General features: G+C 59.6%; 19 protein-coding genes. 6 read left to right on the top strand and 13 right to left on the bottom strand.

What is annotated here, in order from left to right; genetic code table 11:
* Nucleotides 1–11 precede the first annotated feature (11 nt).
* Complete coding sequence (locus TU86_RS11325; protein WP_048364408.1) at nt 12–890, bottom strand: DMT family transporter; 879 nt, start codon at nt 888–890, stop codon at nt 12–14.
* A gap of 97 nt (nt 891–987) precedes the next feature.
* On the opposite strand from TU86_RS11325, the gene TU86_RS11320 reads away from it, so the two are divergent.
* From TU86_RS11320 to TU86_RS11310, 3 genes are all read left to right on the top strand, one after another.
* On the top strand, nt 988–1,773 hold the full coding sequence (locus tag TU86_RS11320; RefSeq protein WP_048364407.1) for an AraC family transcriptional regulator: 786 nt from the start codon (nt 988–990) through the stop codon (nt 1,771–1,773).
* Nucleotides 1,774–1,856: 83 nt separating this feature from the next.
* Entirely contained in the window at nt 1,857–2,147 is a 291-nt protein-coding gene (locus TU86_RS11315; protein WP_048364406.1) for a PsiF family protein, read from the top strand.
* Between the two features lie 204 nt (nt 2,148–2,351).
* Nucleotides 2,352–3,362 carry an AI-2E family transporter gene (locus TU86_RS11310; protein WP_048364405.1) on the top strand — a complete coding sequence of 337 codons (1,011 nt, stop codon included), beginning with the start codon at nt 2,352–2,354 and terminating at the stop codon, nt 3,360–3,362.
* Between the two features lie 44 nt (nt 3,363–3,406).
* Here the strand turns inward: TU86_RS11310 and TU86_RS11305 are convergent, their stop codons facing one another.
* Nucleotides 3,407–4,672: an Hsp70 family protein gene (locus tag TU86_RS11305; RefSeq protein WP_048364404.1), complete on the bottom strand. Its 1,266-nt coding sequence runs from the start codon at nt 4,670–4,672 to the stop codon at nt 3,407–3,409.
* A 283-nt stretch (nt 4,673–4,955) separates the two neighbouring features.
* Here TU86_RS11305 and cbpA point away from each other — a divergent pair, with 283 nt between their 5' ends.
* Nucleotides 4,956–5,867, top strand: a complete 912-nt coding sequence (gene cbpA / locus TU86_RS11300; RefSeq protein ID WP_048364403.1) for a curved DNA-binding protein — start codon at nt 4,956–4,958, stop codon at nt 5,865–5,867.
* 2 nt (nt 5,868–5,869) lie between these two features.
* A complete protein-coding gene (locus tag TU86_RS11295) occupies nt 5,870–6,184 on the top strand; it encodes a chaperone modulator CbpM (protein WP_048364402.1) in 315 nt (104 codons plus the stop codon).
* Nucleotides 6,185–6,264: 80 nt separating this feature from the next.
* Here the strand turns inward: TU86_RS11295 and TU86_RS11290 are convergent, their stop codons facing one another.
* Complete coding sequence (locus TU86_RS11290; RefSeq protein ID WP_048364401.1) at nt 6,265–7,398, bottom strand: sensor histidine kinase; 1,134 nt, start codon at nt 7,396–7,398, stop codon at nt 6,265–6,267.
* A 205-nt stretch (nt 7,399–7,603) separates the two neighbouring features.
* On the opposite strand from TU86_RS11290, the gene TU86_RS11285 reads away from it, so the two are divergent.
* Entirely contained in the window at nt 7,604–8,101 is a 498-nt protein-coding gene (locus TU86_RS11285) for a dermonecrotic toxin domain-containing protein (RefSeq protein ID WP_338053665.1), read from the top strand.
* Here TU86_RS11285 and ureC read toward each other — a convergent pair.
* The 10 genes from ureC to urtB all read right to left on the bottom strand — a co-directional run bounded on the left by ureC (nt 8,098) and on the right by urtB (nt 16,754).
* Nucleotides 8,098–9,798, bottom strand: coding sequence for an urease subunit alpha (ureC, locus tag TU86_RS11280; protein WP_048364399.1), 1,701 nt, complete (start codon nt 9,796–9,798; stop codon nt 8,098–8,100). The genes TU86_RS11285 and ureC overlap by 4 nt on opposite strands.
* A gap of 92 nt (nt 9,799–9,890) precedes the next feature.
* Nucleotides 9,891–10,199, bottom strand: coding sequence for an urease subunit beta (locus TU86_RS11275; protein ID WP_048364398.1), 309 nt, complete (start codon nt 10,197–10,199; stop codon nt 9,891–9,893).
* Nucleotides 10,196–10,729, bottom strand: coding sequence for a GNAT family N-acetyltransferase (locus TU86_RS11270; RefSeq protein ID WP_048364397.1), 534 nt, complete (start codon nt 10,727–10,729; stop codon nt 10,196–10,198). Before TU86_RS11270 ends, TU86_RS11275 begins: the two co-directional genes overlap by 4 nt.
* Nucleotides 10,726–11,259 (bottom strand): GNAT family N-acetyltransferase, encoded by a 534-nt coding sequence (locus TU86_RS11265; protein ID WP_048364396.1) that lies wholly within the window; start codon nt 11,257–11,259, stop codon nt 10,726–10,728. Before TU86_RS11265 ends, TU86_RS11270 begins: the two co-directional genes overlap by 4 nt.
* A 9-nt stretch (nt 11,260–11,268) precedes the next feature.
* Nucleotides 11,269–11,571 (bottom strand): urease subunit gamma, encoded by a 303-nt coding sequence (gene ureA, locus TU86_RS11260; protein ID WP_048364395.1) that lies wholly within the window; start codon nt 11,569–11,571, stop codon nt 11,269–11,271.
* Nucleotides 11,572–11,709: 138 nt separating this feature from the next.
* Nucleotides 11,710–12,549, bottom strand: coding sequence for an urease accessory protein UreD (locus TU86_RS11255; RefSeq protein ID WP_048364394.1), 840 nt, complete (start codon nt 12,547–12,549; stop codon nt 11,710–11,712).
* 32 nt (nt 12,550–12,581) lie between these two features.
* Complete coding sequence (gene urtE, locus TU86_RS11250; RefSeq protein WP_048364393.1) at nt 12,582–13,280, bottom strand: urea ABC transporter ATP-binding subunit UrtE; 699 nt, start codon at nt 13,278–13,280, stop codon at nt 12,582–12,584.
* A gap of 35 nt (nt 13,281–13,315) precedes the next feature.
* On the bottom strand, nt 13,316–14,176 hold the full coding sequence (gene urtD / locus TU86_RS11245; RefSeq protein ID WP_048364392.1) for an urea ABC transporter ATP-binding protein UrtD: 861 nt from the start codon (nt 14,174–14,176) through the stop codon (nt 13,316–13,318).
* Complete coding sequence (gene urtC, locus TU86_RS11240; protein WP_048364391.1) at nt 14,176–15,252, bottom strand: urea ABC transporter permease subunit UrtC; 1,077 nt, start codon at nt 15,250–15,252, stop codon at nt 14,176–14,178. The genes urtD and urtC overlap by 1 nt, the downstream gene beginning before the upstream one ends.
* The gene (gene urtB / locus TU86_RS11235) at nt 15,252–16,754 is read right to left on the bottom strand and encodes an urea ABC transporter permease subunit UrtB (RefSeq protein WP_048364390.1); all 1,503 of its coding nucleotides are present in this window, start codon (nt 16,752–16,754) and stop codon (nt 15,252–15,254) included. The genes urtC and urtB overlap by 1 nt, the downstream gene beginning before the upstream one ends.
* Nucleotides 16,755–16,783 lie beyond the last annotated feature (29 nt).

Below are 16,783 nucleotides of genomic sequence, written 5' to 3'. Positions count from 1 at the left end.
CCGAGAAAGTTTTATCGGATGTTGCGCACCGGTGTAGTCCAGCGTTCCGACAGGATCACACCGCCCAGGGTCAGCGCCCCCCCGATCAGATGGAAGCTGTGCAGTTGCTCTTTGAGCACCACGGCGGCAATCAGTGCGGTAATCAATGGCAGCAAGTTGAAGAACAGCGTGGTGCGGCTCGGGCCGATCAACACGACGGCTTTCATCCAGGCCAGCGGCGCAATCATGGAGGCCAATACGCAGGCGTACAGCACCAACCCAATGTTGTGCACGGTCGGGCCAACCTTGGGCGAGATCAGGTACAGCGGCAGTAGCACCACAATTGCCACCAACACTTGCAGGTACAGCATCTGCAACGGCGGTAAACGCAGCTGCCACTTTTTCAACAAGGTGCTGTAGATCGCGTAGGCCAGCGTGGCGACCAGCATCATCGCGTCGCCCAGGTTCAAACCGTGATCAAGCAATGCGCCGAGGCTGCCACCGGACACCACCACCAGTACGCCGATAAATGACAGCACCGCGCCGACCAATGCACCCGCTGTCAGGCGCTGGCCGAGGCTGATGATGGACATGGCCAGTACCATCAAGGGCATCAGCGACAAGATGATGCCCATGTTGGTGGCCGACGTGCGGGCGGCCGCGTAGTAGGCCAGGCTTTGATAGACCGCCATGCCGAGCACACCCAGGACGAAAATCTTGCCCAGGTTGGGGCGGATCACCGGCCAATTGGCCACTATCGGTTTGAGCATAAACGGGGTGAACAACAGACCCGCGAGCAGCCAGCGATAAAACCCAATCTCTGAGGGAAAGATCGCGCCGACCGCGAGTTTGTTGATAACGGTGTTGCCGGCCCAGATAAAAATGGCCAGCAGGGGATACGCGTATTGCATCAGGAACAACCACAGGGTTAATGAGGGGCGATTATCCGCTTGTCTGTTCGCAGGCCTATACTTCAATCCGGCCAACCTCTTATTGAATCCAGACAGCATGCGCAAGAATCTGATCAGCGTCCCTGAGTTCGACGCTTTACCGGCTCCGGTCTACTTTCGTTACGCCGAAATTGACGCTGACAGCCATGCGCAGGCGCATTGCCATGCGTGGGGTTCGCTGGACTATGTGGCCCACGGGGTGATGCGGTACGAGGTGGCAGGGCAGCGTTTTATGTCGCCGCCGCAGTACGCGTTGTGGATTCCACCCCACACGGTGCACAGCGCCTATAACGCGCAGGCGATTGTTTACCGTTCGGTGTATCTGGACGTGGCGCATTGTCAGCATTTGCCAAGCCAGCCGGTCACGCTGGCGATCAGCGATATTCTCAAAGCCATCCTCAGCGATTTCGCACGCCGTGACGTCAACATTCCCCAGGGTGAGGCAGACAAACGGCTGGCCCACGTGTTGGTCGATCAACTGAGCCAGGCGTCGGTGCATCAATGTTATTTGCCCTACGCCAATCACCCGGGTTTGGGCGTGGTGCTGGCCGCGCTGCAACATCAGCCCGGCGACAACCGCCCGTTGGCGCAATGGGCCGCACAGGTGCATGTGAGTGAACGCACATTGGCGCGGCTGTTTGTGCGCGAGTTGGGGATGAGTTTTGGTGAGTGGCGCCAGCGCCTGCGGTTTTTGGCGGCCATCGAGGCGCTGGAATCTCCACGCAGCGTGCAGGACATTGGCTTTGACATGGGTTACAGCACCGCGTCGGCGTTTATTGCGATGTTTCAACGCCAGGCCGGTTGCACGCCTGAGCAGTACCGGCGTCAGGCGCGGCATGTTTGATCGCACAGAGGAAGATGTAACATAGCTTGTCTACACTGCGATGAAGTCCGTGACCATCCGGCACAGCGTAAGGAGAAAACTCCATGAAAATGCTGCGTGTTCCTTTGCTGCTGCTGGGTGTGTTGCTGTGCTCCCAGGGGTTTGCGGCCACGGCCCAACAAAACAAAATGACCCGTTGTAACGCCGATGCCAGCGCCAAAACCCTCAAGGGCGATGAGCGTAAAGCATTCATGAGCGCCTGCCTCAAAGCCAAACCGGCCGGTGCTGCCACGCAGCAGGAAAAAATGAAAACCTGCAACGCCACCGCAGGCACCCAAGCGCTTAAAGGCGACGCCCGCAAAGCTTTCATGAGCACGTGCTTGAAGAGCAAATAATGCACTGAACCGGCGTAGTCGCTGCCGTAGGCTGCGAAGAGTTGCGCAGCAACGCGTTCATTCAAACGCGCCTCTAACCCTTCGCCGCTTGCCTATCGACCCGATATGAGGCGTGCACCCTCCTGCGCCAGTCACAAATTGTAGTGATCCCCGTCGAAGGCTGGCAGACTGCCCATCCTTTCGCGCTGCTTGTTTTGAGGCTGTATGCCATCGTTTTCTCAGCGTCACATTCTGCTGGCCAGCTACATCATTATTGCGGGCGGCTTGCTGCTGGTTTTTCCGTTGCGTTTGCTGCCCAGTTTGCTGGCGGGTCTGTTGGTGTACGAGTTGGTCAATATGCTCACACCGCAACTGCAACGCCTGATCGCCGGGCGCCGTGCGCGATGGCTGGCCGTGATGTTGCTGGGCACGTTGGTGGTCAGCGTACTGGCGCTGATATTTGCCGGTGCCATCAGCTTTCTACTGCATGAAGCCGAAAACCCCGGCGCCTCGCTGAACAAGTTCATGGCCGTGGTCGACAAGGCGCGTGGGCAACTGCCGCCGTTTCTAGACAGTTATTTGCCCGCCAGTGCTGCCGAGTTTCGTGTGGCCATTGGCGCGTGGATGAACAAGCACCTCAGTGACTTGCAACTGGTGGGCAAGGATGCGGCGCACATGTTCGTGACCTTGCTGATCGGCATGGTGCTGGGCGCGATCATCGCCTTGCAGCGCATTCCTGATGTGAGCCGGCGCAAGCCGTTGTCTGCGGCCCTGTTTGAGCGTTTGCACCTGTTGGTGCGGGCGTTTCGCAACATCGTTTTTGCGCAAATCAAGATTGCACTGCTCAACACCGCGTTTACCGGGATCTTCCTGGCCGTCGTGCTGCCGTTGTTCGGTGTGCACTTGCCGCTGACCAAAACCCTGATCGTGCTGACCTTTCTGCTGGGTTTGTTACCCGTGATTGGCAACTTGATGTCCAACACGCTGATCACCATCGTGGGTTTGTCGCTGTCGATTTGGGTGGCCGTGGGGGCGTTGGCCTACCTGATTGTTATCCACAAGCTGGAATACTTTTTGAACGCCAAGATTGTGGGCGGGCAGATCAGTGCCAAGTCGTGGGAACTGTTGCTGGCGATGCTGGTGTTTGAAGCGGCGTTCGGCCTGCCGGGTGTGGTGGCGGGGCCGATTTACTACGCGTATTTGAAGAGTGAGTTGAAGCAGGTGGGGTTGGTTTAGCCGCCAGCGCTCTCCCGTGGGGAGAGCGCTGGGGTGAGGGGCTTTTAGCCGTAGCGCTTTTTGGCTTCAATGGCCAAACCGCTACCGATGCTGCCGAAGATGTTGCCTTCTACATGGCGTGCATTGGGCAGCATGGCCGAAACACTCTGGCGCAACGCTGGAATGCCGCTCGAACCCCCGGTGAAGAACACCGTATCCACTTGCTCGACAGCCACGCCTGCACTGCCCAACAATTGCGTCACGCTGTTGCGGATGCGCTCAAGCTGGTTGTCGATCGCCGCTTCAAACATGACGCGGCTCAAATCAACGGCCAGCCCGGGTTCTACCCGGTCCAGCGGCAAATGACGGCTTTCGTTGTGGGTCAGTTGGATTTTGGTTTCTTCGATTTCCATCGCTAGCCAGTGACCGGCGCGCTGTTCGATCAATTTGAACAGACGGTCGATACCACCGGTGTCTTCGATGTCGTAGCGCATGCTGCCCAGCGCCAATTGCGATTTCTGCGCGTACACCGAGTTGATGGTGTGCCAGGTCGCCAGGTTCATGTGGTGGCTGGTGGGCATGTAGGCGCCGCTTTTCATCCGGCTGCCGTAGCCAAACAGCGGCATCACGCCTTGCAGGCTCAGCTGTTTATCGAAGTCAGTACCGCCTACGTGCACGCCGCCGGTGGCCAGGATGTCGTCCTGGCGGTTGTCCATGCCGCGGCGCTCGGGCGACAGGCGCACCAGCGAGAAGTCGGACGTACCGCCGCCGATGTCGACAATCAGTACCAGTTCTTCGCGCTCGATGGTCGACTCGTAGTCGAAGGCAGCGGCGATGGGTTCGTACTGGAAGGAGACTTCTTTAAAACCGATGGCGCGTGCCACGTCGGTCAGGGTGTTCTCCGCTTCCTGGTCCGCCAGCGGGTCGTCATCGACGAAAAACACCGGGCGGCCCAGTACCACTTCTTCGAACTCACGACCCGCGGTGGCCTCGGCGCGCTTTTTCAGCTGCGCGATGAACAGCCCCAGCAAGTCCTTGAATGGCATAGCGGTGCCCAACACGCTGGTGTCGTGCTTGATCAGCTTGGAGCCCAGCAAGCTCTTGAGCGAGCGCATCAGGCGGCCTTCGTAACCTTCCAGGTATTCATGCAGCGCCAGACGGCCATACACCGGGCGGCGTTCTTCTATGTTGAAGAACACCACTGAGGGCAGGGTGATCTTGTCGTCCTCCAGCGCAATGAGGGTGTCCACGCCTGGGCGCAGCCAGCCGACGGTGGAGTTGGACGTGCCGAAGTCGATGCCGCAGGCACGTGCTGGAGAGGCGCTTTTCATGTCTGTCGTGTTCCGGTTAAAAAACGGCCGCGCAGTGTATGTCAGTCGCTCACAGAATCGAAGCGCGACTATTCGTTAATTCGCAGGTTTTAATCCCCTTGAAAGACTATCCTTCACCCCCAAACTTCCAGACATTGGCTTGGTAGTTGGCAGGCGATTGCGTGAAGCCCGCAGGCTGCCGATAAACTTTTGCAGCGCTGTTCAGTCACAAGGTTGAGATCGGTCAATCGACAGGCCGGGTAACCCGAGCGGCGCGCTTTTGATAACGGATGGTGATCCTTACATGGACTTCAAAGACTATTACAAGATCCTGGGTGTCGAGCCCACGGCTGACGATAAGGCAATCAAGACCGCCTATCGCAAGCTGGCGCGCAAATATCACCCGGATGTGAGCAAGGAAAAGGACGCCGAGGACAAGTTCAAGGACGTCAATGAAGCGTATGAAGCACTCAAAAGTGCCGACAAACGTGCTGAGTACGACGAAATGCGTAAGTACGGTCAGCACGGACAGCCATTTCAGGGACCCCCTGGCTGGCAGGGTCGCTCAAGCGGTGGCTTCGAGGATTCAGGCGATTTTTCAGACTTTTTCAGCTCGATCTTCGGTTCGCGCGGTAATGGCTTTGGTGGGCAATCGGGCCGCAGTGCGGGCCGTCGTGGGCAGGATGTAGAAATGGAATTGCCGATTTTCCTTGAAGAAACCCTGTCGGGCGAGTCCAAACCGATCAGTTTCCAGATCGGTGGCGTCAGCAAGACCCTGAACGTGAAAATCCCGGCCGGCGTTACCGACGGTGAGCGCATCCGTCTCAAAGGGCAGGGCGGTCCGGGCGCAGGTGGCGGGGCCAACGGTGATCTGTACCTGATCATTCGCTTTGCACCGCATCCGAAGTTTGACGTTGAAGGTCACGATCTGGTGATCACGGTGCCGTTGGCTCCGTGGGAAGCAGCACTGGGGACCAAGGTCGCTGTGCCCACCCTGACCGGCACCCTCAACCTGACCATTCGTGCGGACAGCCAGAGCGGCCAGCGTTTGCGCATCAAAGGCCACGGTCTGGCAGACAAGAAAGGTCAGCGCGGCGATTTGTATGCCCAATTGAAAGTGGTCATGCCTAAACACACCGACGAGGCGACCAAAGCCCTGTGGCAAGCGTTGGCTGATAAAGCCGCCTTTGATCCGAGAGCCCAATGGAGTAATTGATCATGAGCAGCACCCTGATCGTTCAGCTGGACATGGAAAGGTTCTGCGAAGAGGCCAATATCCCGGCCGCTTACGTGATAGAGATCGTCGAACACGGAATTATCGAACCTCAGGGCCGCGCACCCGATGCGTGGCGTTTTGAAGACTATGAACTGGTCATCGCAAAGCGTGCAGCCAAGCTGCATCAGGAGCTTGAACTGGAGTGGGAGGGCGTTGCTTTGGCGCTGCAGCTGGTGGAAGAAGTGCAGCAACTGCGCGCTGAAAACCGTCGGTTGAAGCAGCAGTTGGGACGGTTTGTGGGCAACTCCAACGCATGACCGACCTGTAGAAACTGCCGCAGGCTGCGATCTGTTAACCCACATCAATAGCTCGCAGCCTGCGGCAGCACCTACAGGTATCAAGCCTTTTTCGGCAATGTCACAGTAAACGTGGTGCCTTCGGCTTCGGTCGAGGTGACCTCAATGGTGCCGTCGTGGGCGTTGACCGCTTCTTTGACGATAAACAGGCCCAACCCCAGGCTGGTGGAGGTGCCCGGCAGGCTGGCGTCTTCGCTCGGGCTGCGAACCAACGGGTCGAACAGGGTGGCCAGCGAACCTTCGTCAATCGGCGTACCGCGGTTGTGCACCGAGAGCAGCACTTGTTCGGCACCGCCAGTCAGGGTAATGGTCACCACACGGCTGTGGCTGCCATGTTGCAGCGCATTGCCAATCAGGTTTTGCAGCAGTTGGTGGATCAGCCCACGGTCCCATTCGCCTTGCACGGGGCCGTCAACGGTCAGCACCGGCTCGCAGTCGGGTTGCCCGGCACGCGCTTCGGCCAGGGCGGCACGGCAGGCTTCGCCCAAATCCAGCGTGACACGTTCGACAGGTAACTGGCTGCCCAGACGACTGCGCACAAATGCCAGCAAATCGCTGACCATCGAGCCCATGTGGCGGGTGCCATTTTTAATCGCGCTCACATAGTTCAGGGCATCGGCATCGAGCCTGGCTTTGCGCACCAGCATCTCGGTGGACATGCTCACGGCTTGCAAGGGCGCACGCAAGTCGTGGCCCAGGATGGCGAGGAAGATATCCCGTGAGCGGTTAACCTGTTCGGCATACGCCGCAGTGGATTCAGCCAGTGCTTCGTCAATGGCTTCGTTGAAACGGATCATGTCGGTGAAATGCGCTTGCTCAGGGGCATGCAGGCTGGCTACCCACAAGCGGATGACCGTTGCCCGTAAATGACGAAATTCCGAGGTCATCTGCACCAGATCAAAGCCCACGGTATGGCGCAGCTCTCCGTGACTGGCGGCAGCCTGGTCCAGGCTTGGGTTTTTTTCAGCGCCCTCACCTTCAGCTTTTGCCTGCTGCTCGCTGGCCGTCTGAGCAGTGTTCATGTCCCGCGAGGCGGCCAACAAAATCACTTTGGCGTGATCGCGCAGCGCGATGCTGTCCATATTATTGGCGGCGGGTGTAATGGTGGCGGCAAACCTCTCCCATTCATCGACGATACGGTCAACCTCTTGCACGATGAACTCAGATAAACGCATAACCGCGACCTTGCTATGAAGCGCTGGAAAAAAGAAGTCGCATCTTAGCGCTTGTCGATCCTTTTCAATACTGGCGCTGAACATCTCTATAGGTTGAACTCCGGCGTCATTACAGACTTTTTAAACAAGCGGTTCCACCGTGGCTGATTGAAACGACCACTGAGCGGCGCACAGCCTTAAGGCAAACCAAGGCCCAAGTGCCTGAGTGGTTTGGCGCGCTAACACACACAGAAAAAGACGCACTCAAAGCGATGACCGACGCCCGTGGCCAGTCGCTGAACACACTGGAGAAAGCGCTGGGGGGGGTATTCCGGGGCTGCACGACTTTGCCCGGCCGTTGTTGACGCAAGCATTGACAAGCGCTGGCTACAGCGTGCCGATTGATCAGGTGTCTGTGCGCCTCTACACGCCTTCATTGGATGCCTTTGGCGTCGCCACAGGCGGGTTTAGTGCGCGCACCCTGTCATGGCTTCAAGCGGCGCTGCATAACTTTGAAGAACCCGAGACCCAAGAGCGTTATTTTGCGGCGGGATCGGGCTTTATTACATCGCCCGATGCGCAAGTCATCGATTTTGGGATTGAGCGGCGCAGATTGATGGAGACACTCACGGATGAGGGGATAGGCGGTGAAGTGTCAACGCCTGATGAAGATGAACCCGTGAATCGCAGGCCAGATCACACCCTGACCTGCGCTTGGCCTTAAAACAGAAAGTAGCGCTGGGCCATTGGCAGCACGTCTGCCGGTTCGCACCACAGCAACACACCATCCGCCTTGACCTGATAGGTCTGGGGGTCGACTTCGATGTTGGGCAAATAACCGTTATGAATCAGGTCGGTTTTTTGCACATCCCGGCAGCCTTTGACCACGGCGATTTGCTTCTTCAGGCCCAAGGTTTCGGGGACCCCGGCCTCAGCGGCTGCTTGGCTGATGAAGGTCAGGCTGGTGGCATGCCGCGAGCCGCCGTAGCTGGCGAACATTGGCCGGTAGTGAACTGGCTGCGGGGTCGGGATGGAGCCGTTGGCATCGCCCATCAGGCTGGATGCAATGGCGCCGCCCTTGAGAATCAACGTGGGTTTAACCCCGAAAAATGCCGGACGCCACAGCACCAGATCGGCCCATTTGCCCACCTCGATTGAGCCGACTTCGTGGCTGATGCCGTGGGTGATGGCCGGGTTGATGGTGTATTTGGCGATGTAGCGTTTGGCGCGGAAGTTGTCGTTGCCAATGCCGTCTTCCGGCAGCGGGCCACGTTGTTTCTTCATTTTGTCGGCGGTCTGCCAGGTGCGGGTGATGACCTCGCCCACGCGGCCCATCGCCTGGCTGTCCGAGCTGATCATCGAAAACGCGCCCAGGTCGTGCAGGATGTCTTCGGCGGCGATGGTTTCGCGGCGGATACGGCTTTCAGCAAAGGCCACGTCTTCGGCGATGCTGGGGTCCAGGTGGTGACACACCATCAGCATGTCCAGGTGCTCGTCGATGGTGTTGCGCGTAAACGGTCGGGTCGGGTTGGTCGAGCTGGGCAGCACGTTGGTCAGGCCGCAGGCTTTGATGATGTCCGGCGCATGCCCGCCGCCCGCGCCTTCGGTGTGATAGGTGTGAATGGTGCGGCCCTTGAAGGCGGCGAGGGTGGTTTCGACAAACCCCGACTCGTTCAGCGTGTCGCTGTGAATCGCCACTTGCACATCGTACTGGTCGGCCACCGTCAGGCAGTTGTCGATGGAGGCCGGTGTGGTGCCCCAGTCTTCGTGCAATTTAAGGCCGATGGCGCCCGCCTCGACTTGCTCGATCAAGGGCTGCGGCAGGCTGGCATTACCCTTACCGGTGAAGCCCATGTTCATCGGAAATGCGTCTGCCGCTTGCAGCATGCGCGCCATGTGCCACGGGCCAGAGGTGCAGGTGGTGGCGTTGCTGCCGGTCGCCGGGCCGGTGCCGCCGCCGATCATGGTGGTGACGCCACTGTTGAGTGCCTCGTCGATCTGTTGGGGGCAGATGAAGTGAATATGGGTGTCGATGCCACCAGCGGTGAGGATCATGCCTTCGCCCGCAATCACTTCCGTGCTGGCGCCGATGGCGATGGTGACGTTGGGCTGGATGTCGGGGTTGCCAGCTTTGCCGATGGCGTGAATGCGCCCGTTTTTCAGGCCCACGTCGGCTTTGACAATGCCCCAGTGGTCGATGATCAGCGCGTTGGTGATCAAGGTGTCGACCACCTCGGCCGCGAGCAACTGGCTCTGGCCCATGCCGTCACGAATCACTTTGCCGCCGCCAAACTTCACTTCTTCGCCGTAAGTGGTGAAGTCCTGCTCGACCTCGATCCACAGCTCGGTATCGGCCAGGCGAACTTTGTCGCCAACGGTGGGGCCGAACATATCGGCGTAGGCCTGACGGGAAATTTTCATGCTGTGTCGTTCCTAATAGTGACCTGTAGCCGTTGCCGAAGGCTGCGTCCGGTCGCGAAGCAACCGTAAAGGCGGCATGTGCGTGGCTTATGTCAATCCAGATTGCCCATGACGCGTGCGGCAAAGCCGAACACGCGGCGCAAACCTGCCAGTTCGACCAGTTCCACTTCACGGGTTTGCCCCGGCTCGAAGCGCACGGCGGTGCCAGCCGGGATATTGAGGCGCATGCCACGGCTGTCACCGCGATCAAACATCAGCGCATCGTTGGTTTCGAAAAAGTGATAGTGCGAACCGACCTGAATCGGCCGGTCACCGCGGTTGGACACACTCAGGGTGTGGGTACGCCTGCCCACATTCAGCTCGATATCGCCGGACTCGATGCGGTATTCGCCTGGAATCATTGCGGTTCACTCAAGGTTTTAAAGTAGATGGCGGTGGGGCTGTAGTGACCGTCGGGGCTGCGGCAATAGTTGGGCAGTTCACCGACGCGGGTATACCCCAGCGCGCTGTAGAAGTTTTCGGCGGGCGAGCCGGCTTCGGTGTCCAGGTGCAACAAGCCGCGGTGTTGCTGGCGTGCCCCTTGTTCCAACGCGTGGATCAGCACTTGGCCCAAGCCCCGGCGCCGCGCTTCGTTGAGCACCAGCAGCTTTTGCACTTCGGCACGGTTGAGGCCGTTGGCTTTCTGGCATAAGGCCAATTGCACGCTGGCGAGCACGCGCTGGTCTTCGACCAACACCCACAGCAGCACACTGCCTTGCTCCAGTTGGGTCTGCACCTCGTTGAAATACTGGCTGGCCTGGGCCGGGTCCAGGTTGGCCATAAAACCGACGGACGCGCCGTGATGAACGGCGTCCACCAGCAGCGTAATCAAGCCTTCACGGTAGCGATCGAACGTTTGCGGCGTGACGCGCAGCACCTGTTCAGCGGTCATTGGCCGCGCTCCTGTGGCGCCAAGGCACCGGGGTTGAGCATCAATTGCATGAAGGTCAGGTCCAGCCAGCGCCCGAACTTGATGCCCACTTGCGGCATGCGCCCGCTGGTGACGAACCCGAGCTGTTTGTGCACATGGATCGAGGCGGCATTGGCGCTTTCAATCGCGGCGACCATGACGTGTTTGTCACACGCTTTGGCGCGTTCAATCAGCGCTGCCAGCAACTGCGGGCCAAGGCGTTTGCCACGCTGATCGGGATGCACGTACACCGAATGCTCGACGGTATGACGAAAGCCTTCAAAGGGGCGCCAGTCACCAAATGAGGCATAGCCCAATGGCACGTTGGCGTGATCCACGATCACCAGAATGGGGTAAGCCTGTGTTTGGCGAGCGTCGAACCATTGCTGGCGGTTGCTCAAGTCGACGGTGTTCTCGTTCCAGATGGCGAGGGTATTGAGCACTGCATCGTTGTAAATATCGCGAATCGCCGGCAGGTCAGCCGGGACTGCATCACGAATAACGTAAGCCATGGCTGCACCTCAGGCGATGGGTTGGTGGACCGTAACCAGCTTGGTGCCGTCCGGGAAGGTGGCTTCGACCTGAATGTCGGGGATCATTTCCGGGATGCCTTCCATGACTTGCTCGCGTGTGAGCAAGGTGGTGCCGTAATGCATCAGTTGGGCCACGGTGTTGCCATCGCGGGCGCCTTCGAGCAGGGCGGCTGAGATATAGGCAATGGTTTCCGGGTAATTGAGTTTCACCCCGCGCGCCAATCGGCGCTCCGCCAGCAGGCCAGCGGTGAAGATCAGCATTTTGTCTTTTTCGCGTGGTGTCAGGTCCATGAGGGGTCCGTGTTCGGCAGTTAAAAAGTAATCGGGCTTTTTGCCCTGACCCTCTGCCGGAGCAAGAGAGGGCTGTTTTGTGTGTCGCGTGACGTGGGCTCACCTGCGTTCAGCTCAAAGGGTAGGGCGAGGGCCTCTTCACGTGCTCCAGATTCTCGGCGCCAACGCCTCGCGCCCCAACAAGGCCGGGCGCAGCAGTCGCCATAAATCAATCAGCCAGCCCCGGGCCTGCAACGCTTCCCCCGCCAGGCACCTGGCCACCAGTAAACCGGGTAATTGCGTCAGATCACCCCGCACCGGGTTGGCCAGGCTGCGGCAGGTTTGCAGCAGCTCAGCACTGATTTCTCCCGTCACCAGCAACGTTGCAAACACCGGGTGGCCATCCAGCCCAATGGGCGAGGCCAGCAGTCCGTCGCCGCCCACAATGCGCTGGCGCTCATGCCAGAGCAACTGGCCGTCGCGGCGAATATCCAGTTGCGATTGAAAAGACCCGTGCTCGAAACGCTCACCACTGGCCAGTCGTCCCAACGCCACCATGTCCCAATAAAACAAACGGGCATCCCCCTCAAGCGCGATGCGCGTAGTGAGTTCGGCCTGCGCTGCGCTAAATACGATGGTTTCTTGCGGCAGCCATTCCAGCGTCGCGCCTGCGGCCACCTTAAGCTCAACGCTTTGATACGCCGGGCCTGCGGCGCGGTACCACTTGGCGGCGCCGGGGCTGGTGAGTTGGGCCCAGGCATCGGGCCCGACGCTGGCGCGAATGTCGAGTTGATCGCCGCCGGCAATCCCGCCGGGGGGGTGCACGATGATGTGCTGGCACACTTGGGGGCCTTCGGCGTACAGGTGCTTTTGTACGCGCAAAGGCCCGAGATGACGGCGCAGGGTCGGGCGCGTGCTGTCGCCAAAACGCCCATAACCCAGCTCCAGCTCGGCCTGCCAGCTAGGGGTGAACAAGGCGGTATTGGCAGGTAAATTCATAAGAGGCCATTCTGGTAACAAAGAGTTACAGATTAAATCGTCACGAGCCCGCGCACACCTTCTGTTTGCATATTTTCACCGCGACCTTGCGCAATGATTTCACCCCGTGACATCACCAGGTACTGATCCGCGAGTTCCTCGGCAAAGTCGTAGAACTGCTCTACCAGCAAAATGGCCATGTCCCCGCGTGCCGCGAGCATTTTGATCACGGCGCCGATTTCTTTGATCACCGAGGGCTGGATGCCTTCGGTGGGTTCGTCGAGGATCAGCAGGCGCGGGCGACTGGCCAGCGCGCGACCGATGGCCAGTTGTTGCTGTTGCCCGCCCGACAAGTCGCCGCCGCGCCGATGCTTCATTTGCAGCAGCACCGGGAATAGCTCGTAGATGAACGCGGGCACTTCTTTGGCCTCGCTGCCGGGGAAGCGCGACAGGCCCATCAGCAGGTTTTCCTCCACGCTGAGGCGGCCGAAAATCTCCCGGCCCTGTGGCACGTACGCAATGCCTGCGTGCACCCGCTGGTGGGGTTTGAGTGTGGAGATGGCATGACCTTCCCAACTCACGCCCCCTTCTTTGATCGGCAATAAGCCCATTAAGCACTTGAGCAACGTCGTTTTGCCCACGCCGTTGCGGCCCAGCAGGCAGGTGACTTCGCCGACTTTTACCTCAAACGACACGCCGCGCAGGATGTGGCTGCCGCCGTAGAACTGATGCAGCTTTTGGACTTTAAGCATGTTTGGATTCCTGATAAACGACGCCGACCCGTTGTTCAACGTCCCAGATACACCTCGATCACCCGTTCATCCGCTTGCACCTGCGCCAGCGACCCTTCTGCCAGCACGCTGCCCTGATGCAGGACGGTGACGTGATCGGCAATCGAACCGACAAACCCCATGTCGTGCTCCACCACCATCAGCGAGTGCTTGCCCGCCAGACTTTTGAACAGCTCGGCGGTGAACTCGGTTTCAGCGTCAGTCATGCCCGCCACCGGTTCGTCCAGCAGCAACAGCTGCGGGTCTTGCACCAGCAACATGCCGATTTCCAAAAACTGCTTTTGCCCGTGAGACAGCAACCCTGCCGGACGATGCGCCGCACTCGTCAGGCGAATGGTGTTGAGCACCTCACCGATGCGGTCGGCTTGTTCGCCCGAGAGGGTGGCGCGCAGGCTGGCCCATACCGACTTGTCGGTTTTTTGCGCCAGCTCAAGGTTTTCAAACACGCTCAGGGCTTCGAACACGGTGGGTTTCTGAAATTTGCGGCCGATGCCCGACTGGGCGATCTGCACTTCGCTCATGTGCCGTAAATCCAGGGTTTCGCCGAACCAGGCCTGGCCTTCGGTGGGGCGCGTCTTGCCGGTGATGACGTCCATCATCGTGGTCTTGCCCGCACCATTGGGGCCGATGATGCAGCGCAGTTCGCCGACGCCGATGTACAGGTTGAGGTTGTTGAGCGCCTTGAACCCGTCAAAGCTGACGCTGATGCCTTCCAGGGTCAGGATCGTGCCGTGGCGCGTATTCAACCCTTTGCCTGCCGCGTGGCCGAGGCCGATGGCGTCGCGGCCGCTGCCGGCGTCTTTGTTGGGGTCAAATGCGGGTTCGAGCATAAATGCTGCCGTTGGCGTGATGCGCATTATTCGCCCCTCTTTTTCAGCAAGCCGATGATGCCTTTGGGCAGGTACAGGGTCACGACGATAAACAGTGCACCCAGAAAGAACAGCCAGTATTCAGGGAAGGCCACGGTGAACCAGCTTTTCATGCCGTTGACCACGCCTGCGCCCAGCAACGGGCCGATCAGCGTGCCGCGCCCGCCCAGTGCGACCCATACCGCCGCTTCGATGGAGTTGGTGGGGGACATTTCGCCGGGGTTGATAATGCCCACTTGCGGTACATACAAGGCTCCGGCCAAACCGCACAGCACGGCGCTCAACACCCACACAAACAGTTTGAAACCGCGCGGGTCATAGCCGCAAAACATCAGGCGGTTTTCAGCATCGCGCACTGCGGTGAGTACCCGACCAAACTTACTGCGCGCCAGGCGCCAGGCCACAAACAGGCTACCCGCCAACAACAGCACCGTGGCGAAAAACAGCGCGGCGCGAGTGTCGGGTTCGGTGATGCCAAAGCCCAGAATGCTGCGAAAGTTGGTGAAGCCGTTGTTGCCACCAAAGCCGGTCTCGTTGCGGAAAAACAGCAGCATCCCGGCGAAGGTCAGGGCTTGGGTCATGATCGAGAAATACACGCCCTTGATCCGTGAGCGAAAGGCGAAAAACCCAAACACCAGCGCCAGCAAACCGGGCGCCAGTACCACCAGGCACATGGCCCACCAAAAATGCTCGGTGCCGACCCAGTACCACGGCAATTCAGTCCACGACAAAAAGGTCATAAACGCGGGCAATTCATCGCCCGACGTTTGACGCATCAAGTACATGCCCATCGCGTAACCGCCCAGGGCGAAGAACACACCGTGGCCCAGCGACAACAGCCCGGCGTAGCCCCACACCAGGTCGAGTGCCAACGCAACGATGGCATAGCAGAGGATTTTGCCGACCAGGGTCAAGGTGTACGCCGAGACTTGAAACGGGCTGTCGGCGGGCAGCAATGAGAGTAAGGGCAAGGCCAGCAGCACCAGCAGGACGAGTCCGCCAATCAGTGCTGTCAGGGCCGGGCCTGCTTTTTGGGTTGCGGTGAGCATCAGTGGCTGATTCATCAGTCGATCACCCGTCCTTTAAGCGCGAAGAGACCTTGCGGGCGTTTCTGAATGAACAGAATGATCAGCCCCAGGATAAGGATTTTGCCGAGCACGGCACCGATCTGCGGTTCGAGGATTTTGTTGGCGATACCCAGTCCCAATGCGGCGTATACCGTGCCTGCAAGTTGGCCGACGCCGCCCAGCACCACCACCAGAAACGAATCGATGATGTAGCCCTGGCCGAGGTCGGGGCCGACGTTGCCGACCTGGCTCAAGGCCACGCCGCCCAGCCCGGCGATCCCCGAACCCAGACCGAACGCGAGCATGTCAACGCGCCCGGTGGGCACGCCGCAGCAGGCAGCCATGTTGCGGTTTTGAGTGACGGCGCGAACGTTGAGACCCAAGCGGGTTTTGTTCAACAGCAACCACGTCAGAAACACCACGGCCAGCGCGAACGCGATGATCACCAGACGGTTGTAGGGCAGTACCAGGTTGGGCAGCACTTGAATGCCGCCCGAGAGCCACGCCGGGTTAGCCACTTCAACGTTCTGTGCGCCAAACAGCACACGCACCAACTGGATCAGGATCAGGCTGATGCCCCACGTGGCGAGCAAGGTTTCCAGCGGGCGGCCGTAGAGGTGACGAATGATTGTGCGCTCCAGCACCATGCCCACGCCCGCCGTGACGAAGAACGCGACCGGCAAGGCCAGCAACGGATAAAACTCGATGGCGCCGGGGGCGAAGCGCTGGAACAGCAACTGCACGCAATACGTGGAGTAGGCACCGAGCATCAGCATTTCGCCGTGGGCCATGTTGATCACCCCCAATAGGCCGAAGGTGATGGCCAGCCCGAGAGCCGCGAGCAGCAGAATCGAGCCGAGTGACAGGCCGCTGAATGCTTGACCCAGCAGGTCGCCGATCAACAATTTACGTTTGACTTGCGCCAGGCTGGTCTCGGCGGCGGTGCGCACGCGGGCGTCGGTCTCGACCTCGGGCTGCAACAGGGTTTCAAGGCGGGTGCGGGCCAATGGCTCGCCGGTTTCGCCGAGCAGGCGCACGGCGGCTAAACGCACCGTCGGGTCGGCATCGACCAACTGCAAATTGGCCAGCGCCAGGTTCAGGGCTGCGTATACCTTGTCGTCCGCTTCGAGGGTCAGGCGGCGGTTGAGCAGCACCCACTGCGCAGGCTTGGCGCTCTTTTGCAATTGTTGCGCAGCGCTCAGGCGCAGCGTGGGGTCGGCCGAGAGCAGTTGATGGCTGGCCAGTGCGGTGTCGATCAAACCGCGCAGGCGGTTGTTCAAACGCACGGTTTTGGGTTGGCCGTCGACCGTGATCTGGCCCTGTTGCAGGGCCATGATCAATTCGGTACGCGCCGGGTCGGGCTGGGCGGCCCAGCTTTCCAGCAGCTTGACCTGCTGTGGCAGGTTGGCCGCAGCAAAGTCGCTGGCGTCATCGGCGTAGGCGGCCAGCGGCAGCCACAGCAGCAACGCGAGGATCAAACGATAAAGGGCAGTGGGCATAGCGAGTGTCCCTGTTTGCAGGTGGTCGA

It is taken from the genome of Pseudomonas weihenstephanensis (assembly GCF_001043055.1).
In the GTDB taxonomy this organism is placed as follows: domain Bacteria; phylum Pseudomonadota; class Gammaproteobacteria; order Pseudomonadales; family Pseudomonadaceae; genus Aquipseudomonas; species Aquipseudomonas weihenstephanensis.
Note: the sequence above shows the minus strand (reverse complement) of the source record. Positions and strands in the feature narration are given on the sequence as shown.